The sequence below is a fragment of the Streptomyces sp. NPDC052107 genome (assembly GCF_040680215.1).
Classification (GTDB): domain Bacteria; phylum Actinomycetota; class Actinomycetes; order Streptomycetales; family Streptomycetaceae; genus Streptomyces.
The window spans coordinates 333,693-342,243 of sequence record NZ_JBFAWG010000003.1 but is presented as its reverse complement, the minus strand read 5'-3'; the positions used below and the strand labels follow the sequence as shown (position 1 = coordinate 342,243).

At 68.8% G+C, this 8,551-nt stretch carries 7 protein-coding genes; 5 read left to right on the top strand and 2 right to left on the bottom strand.

What is annotated here, in order from left to right:
* Nucleotides 1–1,130: 1,130 nt before the first annotated feature.
* On the top strand, nt 1,131–1,901 hold the full coding sequence (locus tag AB0M27_RS05485) for a trypsin-like peptidase domain-containing protein (RefSeq protein WP_365718170.1): 771 nt from the start codon (nt 1,131–1,133) through the stop codon (nt 1,899–1,901).
* A 77-nt stretch (nt 1,902–1,978) separates the two neighbouring features.
* Here AB0M27_RS05485 and AB0M27_RS05480 read toward each other — a convergent pair whose 3' ends face one another.
* The gene (locus AB0M27_RS05480) at nt 1,979–3,016 is read right to left on the bottom strand and encodes a DMT family transporter (RefSeq protein WP_365718168.1); all 1,038 of its coding nucleotides are present in this window, start codon (nt 3,014–3,016) and stop codon (nt 1,979–1,981) included.
* A 148-nt stretch (nt 3,017–3,164) separates the two neighbouring features.
* On the opposite strand from AB0M27_RS05480, the gene AB0M27_RS05475 reads away from it, so the two are divergent.
* From AB0M27_RS05475 to AB0M27_RS05465, 3 genes are all read left to right on the top strand, one after another.
* A complete protein-coding gene (locus tag AB0M27_RS05475) occupies nt 3,165–3,461 on the top strand; it encodes a hypothetical protein (protein WP_365718166.1) in 297 nt (98 codons plus the stop codon).
* A gap of 101 nt (nt 3,462–3,562) precedes the next feature.
* Nucleotides 3,563–4,519, top strand: coding sequence for a bifunctional lytic transglycosylase/C40 family peptidase (locus AB0M27_RS05470; RefSeq protein ID WP_365718164.1), 957 nt, complete (start codon nt 3,563–3,565; stop codon nt 4,517–4,519).
* A 247-nt stretch (nt 4,520–4,766) separates the two neighbouring features.
* Complete coding sequence (locus tag AB0M27_RS05465) at nt 4,767–5,471, top strand: phosphatase PAP2 family protein (protein ID WP_365718162.1); 705 nt, start codon at nt 4,767–4,769, stop codon at nt 5,469–5,471.
* Nucleotides 5,472–5,501: 30 nt separating this feature from the next.
* On the opposite strand, the gene AB0M27_RS05460 is transcribed toward AB0M27_RS05465, so the two are convergent.
* Nucleotides 5,502–7,058, bottom strand: a complete 1,557-nt coding sequence (locus AB0M27_RS05460; protein WP_365718160.1) for an FAD-binding oxidoreductase — start codon at nt 7,056–7,058, stop codon at nt 5,502–5,504.
* A 352-nt stretch (nt 7,059–7,410) separates the two neighbouring features.
* Here AB0M27_RS05460 and pstS point away from each other — a divergent pair, with 352 nt between their 5' ends.
* A complete protein-coding gene (gene pstS / locus AB0M27_RS05455; protein ID WP_365718158.1) occupies nt 7,411–8,544 on the top strand; it encodes a phosphate ABC transporter substrate-binding protein PstS in 1,134 nt (377 codons plus the stop codon).
* The last annotated feature ends 7 nt before the right edge of the window (nt 8,545–8,551 follow it).

The window sequence follows — 8,551 nt, the reverse complement described above, 5'->3', positions numbered from 1 at the left end:
ACCGAGGAGGGTGCCCGACGTCGCCTGGGCGCCGGGCGTGCGCGTAGCACTCTGCCACAGGTTCACTACGCTTCGCTAATCCAACTGGTGAGCCTCGCTGCGCCAGTACCAGCGGCTTGGCATCTGGAAGACCAAGGAACGAGCGACGCCGCCCTGATTCAGCGGATCTCGTGGTGGCCGGGTGCGGATGGCTACTGATCGTGGCTGTGATCTCCCTGCCCGGCCTGCTGTTGAAGGACGGACCGCTGACCGCGTACATGGCCGTTGTGGGCGGACTGATCGGGTTCCTCTGGGTGCGCAGGACACTCCACCGCTGACAGCGCTTTCCGCCGTCTGACCGAAATCGCCCTGGGCAGGCCGGAGCTTCCGGCCTGCCCAGGTCGGTTACGCCGCCGTCTGGGCTGCAAGACCCTCCGCGAAGTGGTCGGACTCGCCTGCTCCCACCAGCCGCGTGACCGCTCACCGGCCATGTCGCACAGGGCATCGACGAGGCCGGTGCCGGAGCAGTCGTCATGGCAGGCCGGTGTGCGCAGGCGCGCCGGGCTCATGCGCGCGGGCTGCTCGACGTTTCTGAGCTGATCTGGTTCTGCCGTACGCCGAGAAGTTGACTCGCCTGGGTGGACCTCAGACCGGCCTGCCCGCGGAGTGCGCTCAGAAGCGCGCCGCGCAATCCTCCGGACCGTCCTCGCCGCGCGCGGCCACTCCTTGCCCCCGCCACCGCCGAACTCGTGGCCGCCGAGTTGCTCGCCGACGCGCATCTGCACACCTCCGGCCCCTACGCCCTGCGTCTGCCCGGCAGGGAGTCAGCCTGCACACAGTGACCCCCGCGTGCCGCCCGGCTTCACGGGCGACGCCGCGCCCGTGGTCGTAATGGAGGAAGCGGAAACGGGTCGGGGCTGCGGCTCGTGCGGGCGTGTGCCGAGTCCTGGAGTGTCTCCGTGCTGCGCTAGCCGGGGACGTCCAGGGATGGCAAGCTGCTGTGGGCGGATCGCCGGAGTCGTGACGTGACGTAATCACGCCTGATCACAGCAACATTGTGGGCAAGCCCCGCGCCCATCAGGAGGTTTCACAGGAAAATCTCAGCTAAGTCGCAGCGGGATTCTCACGTTCGTGGGGAACAGTGAGGTCTGATGAAGCGCATCTCACGCATCACGGTCACCTCGCGTCCCGCGCTGTTGGGCGCCGTGGTGATGCTCGCCATGACCTCGGCGTCCGTGGCGGCCGCCGATGACGGGCCGGGGCCCCTCGGGGTCACCGCCGATGTCGTCGCGACTCGGCAGGCGGTGCGGGTCGGCGCGCTGTTCGGCGCCGATCGGGCCTACGATCTGTCCGGCGGCCACTTCTGCACGGCCTCGGTCGTGCACAGCCCGCGGGGCAACCTCCTCGTCACCGCCGCGCACTGCGTGGGCGACGCCGACAGCGACCTGGTGTTCGTGCCGGGCTACCGCGACGGACAGGCGCCGTACGGGGTGTGGAAGGTCGGGAAGCGTTACCTGCCCGACGGCTGGGCCAAGGACCAGGACGAGGACAGCGACCTGGCCCTCGTCACCGTCGACGACCTGGACGGCAGGCGGATCGAGGACGTGGTGGGAGCCAACCGGTTCACGCCCGGTACGGCCACCGGGGCCACCGCCGTCACCCTCATCGGCTACCCCGACTCGCGTGAGGTGCCCATCCGCTGCACCAACAAGCCGGTCGCGCACAGCGGCACCCAGCAGCGCATCGACTGCCCCTCTTTCGCCAGCGGCACCAGCGGCAGCCCCTGGATCAACGGGAACCAGCAGGTCGTCGGCGTCCTCGGCGGCCACGAGGAGGGCGGCTCGACCGATGACGTGTCGTACAGCGTGGTACTGGGCAGCAAGGCGGCCGAGCTGTACAAGGACGCGATCGGCGATCCCTGAAGTGCGGGCGGTGCGCAAGCGGCTGCCGCGGGGGATGCCCCCTTCGACAGCCGCCGTTCGAATGGCCTGACCGCCGCTCAGCGGCTCGCCGCCACCGGCGAGGTCTTCCCCTCCGTCGCCGCCACCGCCGGCTTTTCGGTCGCGGCCTTCGCCGCCGCTGCCGCCGCCGTGCGCTGGGTGACCCGGCGCAGGTACAGGTTGTTGAAGATGTGCGCCAGCGCGGTCAGCGAGGCGCCGACCACCTGCGTGCCGGCCGGGATCACGCCGGTCAACGCGGAGATGACGAACGCGGTGATCGGGACGACGTCCATGAAGAGGACACCGTTGAGCGGGCCGAGGTAGCGGTTGCCGAAGTTCCAGCCGAGGACGCCCGCGAAACCGGCGATGATGCTCATGTAGGCGAGCTCGGGGAGGATCGTCGCCACCGCGTGGCCGCTCGGGACCGGGACGCCGCCCGTGGCCAGGATGACCGCCGTGATGACGCCGGCGCTGGCCAGGCCCGGGACCGTGGTGATCGCCGTGTACTTGATCGGCGACCAGCCCGGGAAGTAGGTCGCACCGGAGGTGTAGATCACCCAGCACAGCGCGGCGAAGAGGAGCAGCGCGTCAGGGCCGAAGTCACCCGGGTGGGAGAGCAGCGTGGACAGGCCGCCGTCGGAGACCACCAGGATGGCACCGACGAACGACATCGCGATGAAGGCGAGCGCGCCCTTGGGCGGAACCACCTTGCGCAACACCCAGTTGACCAGGAAGCCCATCATGGGCATGGTCGCCATCATGATCGAGGCGTTCAGGGCGCCCCGGGCACCGATGAGGTCCTGACCGAAGAACACGAGGAACTGGAATCCGGCGAACCCGGCCGTGCCGAACAGCCAGGCCAGGCCGATCCGCTCGCCCTTCAGCCTGAGCCCGGCCGCGCCCTCGCGCAGCCGCAGGAACACCAGGAACATCGCGCCGGCGATCGCGTACCGCAGGCAGGTGAAGGTGAACGGGTCGATGTGCTTCAGGGTCACGTCCATGAGGGGGAACATCGCTCCCCAGGACACGGTCGCGAGGAGGCAGAGCAGCACGCCCCGGCCGTAGTTCTTCTGATCGGCCGTCCGAGGAGCGGGCACCTGAGGGCTTCATCACCTCCGTGTCCGATCCGGACGACCCCAGCAGGACCGGGCTGCGCCTCACCCTCGGCCACAAGGCGCAGATCGGCTTCTGGTCAACGGCAACGGCGGGACCGGTCCTCACGCCCCCCACTACGTCACCGTCAGCGTGAAGCCACCGCACTCGATCGACCCGAGCACAGGCAAGCCGGCCACCGGGGTGCTCTCGCCCAACGTGGCGCTGGGGTACACCAGCGAGCCCATCGATCTCTACGGTGGTGACAAGTCCGCCTGGAAATACCTCACGTACCCGGATGACTTCCGCACCTGGGAGCCGAACGGAAAGAAGACGACGCCGTCCATCCCGCTCGTCAACGATCCCGGTGACCGGACCGTCCAGTGGTTCCACATCCGTACGCCTGCCGACCACAGCAGCATCGCTTGCGGCGGCTTCACCGTGAAATGACGCCACATCACGCCGAGTGCGTCATGAACCGTCGCCGCATGGGGGAAAGTTGAACCGTGCGGAAGGTATGGGTGATCGGTGGGGCGGCCGTCGGGCTCGGCATGGGCTTCGTCATGCTTCTCGTGATCGGGGTGTACGTCGTCGCCGGGAACCTCGTCAACGGAGTCGGCTCGGGGGGCCGGGCGCTCGCGAAGGGTGCCGTACCGGCCGCCTACAAGTCGCTCGTGCAGAAGTGGGGCAACCTGTGCCCGGCGCTCACCCCGGCGCTGCTCGCCGCCCAGCTGTACCAGGAGAGCGGCTGGAACCCGACCATCGTCAGCCCGGCCGACGCGCGGGGCATCGCCCAGTTCATCCCCAGCACATGGGCCACGCACGGCATCGACGGCAACGGCGACGGCAAGCGGGACATCTGGGACCCCAACGACGCGATTCCGTCGGCCGCTTCGTACGACTGCGAGCTGGCGAAGTACGTGAAGGGCGTGCCGGGCAACGTCTCCGACAACATGCTCGCCGCCTACAACGCCGGTGCCTATCGGGTGATAAGGGCCGGCGGGGTTCCGGCCATCAGCGAGACGCAGAACTACGTCAAGCGGATCCGCAGCCTGGCGCAGAGCTTCGCCGCGCCTGCCGGCCGGATCGACCCCACCCAGCAAGCCGCCGGCGCCATCGCCTTCGCGCAGAGCAAGTTGGGGACGCCTTATCTGTGGGGTGGTGAGGGGTCGGCCGAGCAGGGCGGGCGGTTCGACTGTTCGGGGCTGACGCAGGCCGCGTACGCGAAGGTCGCGATCACGCTGCCGCGGGTGGCCAATGATCAGTACAACGCCGGGCCGCATCCGTCGCGCGATCAGCTTCTCCCGGGTGATCTGGTGTTCTTCTCCACCGATCTCGGCGACTCGCGGGCCATCCATCACGTGGGGATCTATGTGGGCGGCGGTTACATGATCGACGCGCCGAGGACGGGAGCCGTCATCCGGTTCGACCCGATCGATACGCCGGATTACTTCGGCGCCACCCGCGTCACCGAAGATGGCGCAAAAGCGCTTCCCACGACGGTTTGAGACGGTGTGACCGAGCGTGAACCAACCCCCTGAACTGCGACGATGAGTCTCTCTTCGATAACGTCTGCGTGATCATTCAGTGGAGAGTGGAACGTATTGATGGGGACCGTGCGTTCCTGTTGACGTAGCCGAGCGGACGTCAGGTACGGGCAGTGCGGCAGTGCAGCGGAAGCGGATCTACGAACCACAGGGGTAGGAGCGGCGCACACGAGGTGCGTCCGGTAGACGACGAAGGGGCCGCAGCACCATGGCTGTACTCGCCGAATCCGGATCGAACCCCGACGTCGACCTGCTCTACGACATCAATGGCCTGGCCAAGGAAGCGCCCCGCTGGTTCGACCGGATCATGGAGTTCGTCGGTGAGTACGGGCTGCTGGTCGCCATGGTGCTGCTCGTGCTGTGGTGCTGGTGGTCCGTGCGGCGCCGGGGCGGCGAGGACGCCGCGTCCTCCGTCGCCGCGCTGGTGTGGGCGCCGCTCGCGGCCGGCATCGCGGTGCTGGTCAACGTTCCGATCCGGGGCTTCGTGGAACGCCCCCGCCCCTTTGTCGATCACCAGGGCCTGGACGTCCTCGTCTCCGGCAAGACCGACTTCTCCTTCGTCAGCGACCACGCGACCATCACCATGGCGCTGGGCGTCGGCCTCTTCGTCGCCAACCGCCGCTTCGGCATCGCCGGTATCGGGCTCGCGCTGCTGGAGGGGTTCTGCCGGGTCTACATGGGCGTGCACTATCCGACGGACGTCGTCGGCGGCTTCGCGCTCGGTACGGCCGTCGCGCTGCTGCTCTCCCCGCTGGCCTCGGCGCTGCTCACCCCGCTGATGCGAGCGGTGGAGCGGTCGCCCCGGGCGGGGTGGATCGTGCGGACGCGATCGGTGAGCGGGGCGCGTGAGGGGGCGTCGCTTCCGGCCGCCCGTACGTCGATGGAGTCCGAGGAACGGGACCTCGCGGCGTAGCCGACGGCACCGCAGCGCCCCGCCCCCGTCTCACAGCCCCTGCGCGTACGAGAAGAACCTCTGCGGGTCGTACTGCTTCTTCACCTTCCCCAGCCGGGTCACCGCGTCCCCGTAGTACGCCGTCTTCCAGTCCCGCAGCGTCGGGTCGGTGTAGTTCTGGTACGCCGCGCCGGAGGCGTACGGCTTCATCGCGTCGTGCGCCGAGGTCAGCCAGGACTGGGCCGTGGTGCCGGAAGCCCCCGCGCCCCAGGACGCGATGTACTGGGCCAGCATCCGGGAGCGGCGGTGGACGAAGGCGGTCGCCGTGGGGGAGACGCGGTTGACCGCGCCGCCGAGGGCGATGAACGCGATGCTGCCCGCGCCGCCCCGCACGGCGGCGATCTGCCGCAGCACCGTCTGGATGCCCGCCGGGGAGAGGGAGCGGTCGAAGAAGTCGGAGCGGGCCGCGTACGTCTCCCGGTCCAGCCTGCCCTGCGGGGAGCGGCCCGGCGTGGAGCCCGGCAGGTGGCACTGGGCATCCGTGGAGAAGGAGGAGCAGCCGGCGTAGATCGCCATCGCCTCCTCGTAGCCCCGGCGGCGCAGGCTGACGGAGGAGGCGTTCGCGCCGGCCGCGTGGGCCAGGCGGTCGACCGCGTTCTGGAGCTCGCCGTAGGTGCCGAGGGAGAAGCAGGCCACGGAGATGGTGGGGGTGCGGCCCGGTGAGCACTGCAGGTGCAGGGAGGACCAGATCTCGTCGGGCTGGCTCGGGCCCCACTCCTGCCAGGCCTTCAGCACGGACGCGGCCTTGGACCACGGCCATGTCATGTACGCCGTCACCGCCTGCGGGGCCGGGTGGGTCTTGAACTGCAGCTCGGTGACGACTCCGAAGTTGCCGTTGCCGGCGCCGCGCAGCGCCCAGAAGAGGTCGGAGTGCGAGGACGCGTTCGCCGTCACCTGGGTGCCGTCCGCCGTGATCACCGTGGCCTGGGTGAGGCTGTCGCAGGTCAGGCCGTAGGCACGGGAGGCGACGCCGTGGCCGCCGCCGAGCACCAGGCCGGAGACGCCGACGGTGGGGCAGGAGCCCGCGGGTATGGTCACGCCCTTCGCGGCCAGCGCCCGGTAGACGTCGATCAGCTTGGAGCCGGCGCCGACGACGGCCTGGCCGCCAAAGACGCGTATGCGGTTCAGCCGGGACACGTCGAGGACGAGGCGGTTGTCGCCGGAGGAGTAGCCCGCGTAGGAGTGACCCCCGTTGCGTATGGACACCCGCACATCATGGGCATGGGCGTAGGCGAGGGACGTACGGATGTCGCCGGCATGGGCGACGTAAGCCACCGCGGCGGGCTTCAGACCGTCGAAGCGGGTGTTGTACAGATGGTGGGCCGTGGTCCAGCTCGCGTCACCGGGCCGGACCAGGGTGCCGTCCAGGTCGTGGGCGAGGGCCGTCCAGTTCGCGGCGGCGTTGGCGCTGGTGGTCTTGAGGGACGTGAGCGAGGATGAGCCCGTGCTCGCCGAGGCAGTGGACCTGCCCGCGCCCGAGCTGCAGCCGGTCAGTGCGGTCGCGGCCAGTACGGCCGTGCCGCCCGCGATGAACGTACGCCGTTCCATGCCCATCGTCCTGGGTCGCCTTTCCGCAGGCCTCCTTGGCCTTTCCTGGAATGAGACGACCCCGCGGGCACGTTGGTTCGTAACAGTTCACGCACAGCAAAACGAACGCCGAAGACGTGTGCGGGTCACTGGATTGTCGGAACCTCCACGTGCCCTCCCCGTGAGCATTCCGTGACCTTACCGGGCCGACGGCAGGGGTTCACCCTCCGTTCACTTCCGGCCATTGGCGGCTTCACCTGTTCTGCCTAATTTCGGCCGTGCACGGTGCGGAGCGCGGCCATATGCGCTCGCGCTACCTCCATACACCTCGCACGCCGCCGACCGCGGCGGCTCCTGGAAGGAACTCCCGAAAGTGATGCTTCAGCGCAAGAACCGGCTGCGCGCCCTCTCGCTCGGTGCGATCGCCGTGACCGGCGCCCTGGCCCTGACGGCGTGCGGCTCCGACGACAATGGTGGCGGTTCCAAGGCCTCGAGCAACCCGTCGGGTTCTGCTGCCGCCAACTCCGCGATCAAGTGTGACAACGCCAAGGGTCAGCTGCTCGCAGACGGCTCCTCCGCGCAGAAGAACGCGATCGACGCCTGGGTCAAGGAGTTCTCCCAGGCCTGTGGCGTGCAGATCAACTACAAGGGTGGCGGCTCCGGTGCCGGTGTCACCTCCTTCAACCAGGGCCAGCTGGCCTTCGCCGGTTCCGACTCCGCGCTGAAGCCGGACGAGGTCACCGCCTCCCAGAAGGTCTGCTCCGGCGGTCAGGGCATCGACCTCCCGATGGTCGGCGGCCCGATCGCCCTCGGTTACAACGTCCCGGGTGTCGACAACCTGGTCCTGGACGCCCCGACCATCGCCAAGATCTTCGACAGCAAGATCACCAACTGGAACGATGCGGCGATCAAGAAGCTGAACCCGTCGGCGAAGCTTCCCGACCTGAAGATCCAGGCCTTCCACCGTTCCGAGGACTCCGGCACCACGGACAACTTCACCAAGTACCTGATCGCCACCACCCCGGACAACTGGAAGTACTCCGGCGGCAAGGCCTGGCAGGCCAAGGGCGGCCAGGCGGCCTCCGGCTCCGCCGGTGTGGCCCAGGGCGTCAAGCAGAACTCCGGCGCGATCGGCTACTTCGAGCTGTCCTACGCCAAGGACATGAACACCGTCTCCATCGACACCGGCGCCAAGGCCCCGGTCAAGCCCTCCGTCGAGAGCGCGACCGCCGACATCGCGGCCGCCAAGGTCGTCGGCACCGGCAAGGACCTGTCCCTGAAGCTGGACTACGCCACCAAGGCCGAGAACGCCTACCCGATCACCCTGGTGACGTACGAGATCGTCTGCGACAAGGGCAACAAGGCGGACACCCTGCCCGCCACCAAGGCCTTCCTCAACTACATCGCCAGCGAGGACGGTCAGAAGCTGCTGTCGCAGAACGACTACGCCCCGATCCCCGACGCGATCATCGGCAAGGTCCGCACCACCATCGCGGGCCTGAGCTGATCTGATC

Coding starts and splice junctions, on each gene's coding strand:
- AB0M27_RS05485 (WP_365718170.1), top strand. CDS start 1,131: ATGAAGCGCATCTCACGCATCACGGTCACCTCGCGTCCCGCGCTGTTG.
- AB0M27_RS05470 (WP_365718164.1), top strand. CDS start 3,563: ATGGGCTTCGTCATGCTTCTCGTGATCGGGGTGTACGTCGTCGCCGGG.
- AB0M27_RS05465 (WP_365718162.1), top strand. CDS start 4,767: ATGGCTGTACTCGCCGAATCCGGATCGAACCCCGACGTCGACCTGCTC.
- AB0M27_RS05460 (WP_365718160.1), bottom strand. CDS start 7,058: ATGGAACGGCGTACGTTCATCGCGGGCGGCACGGCCGTACTGGCCGCG.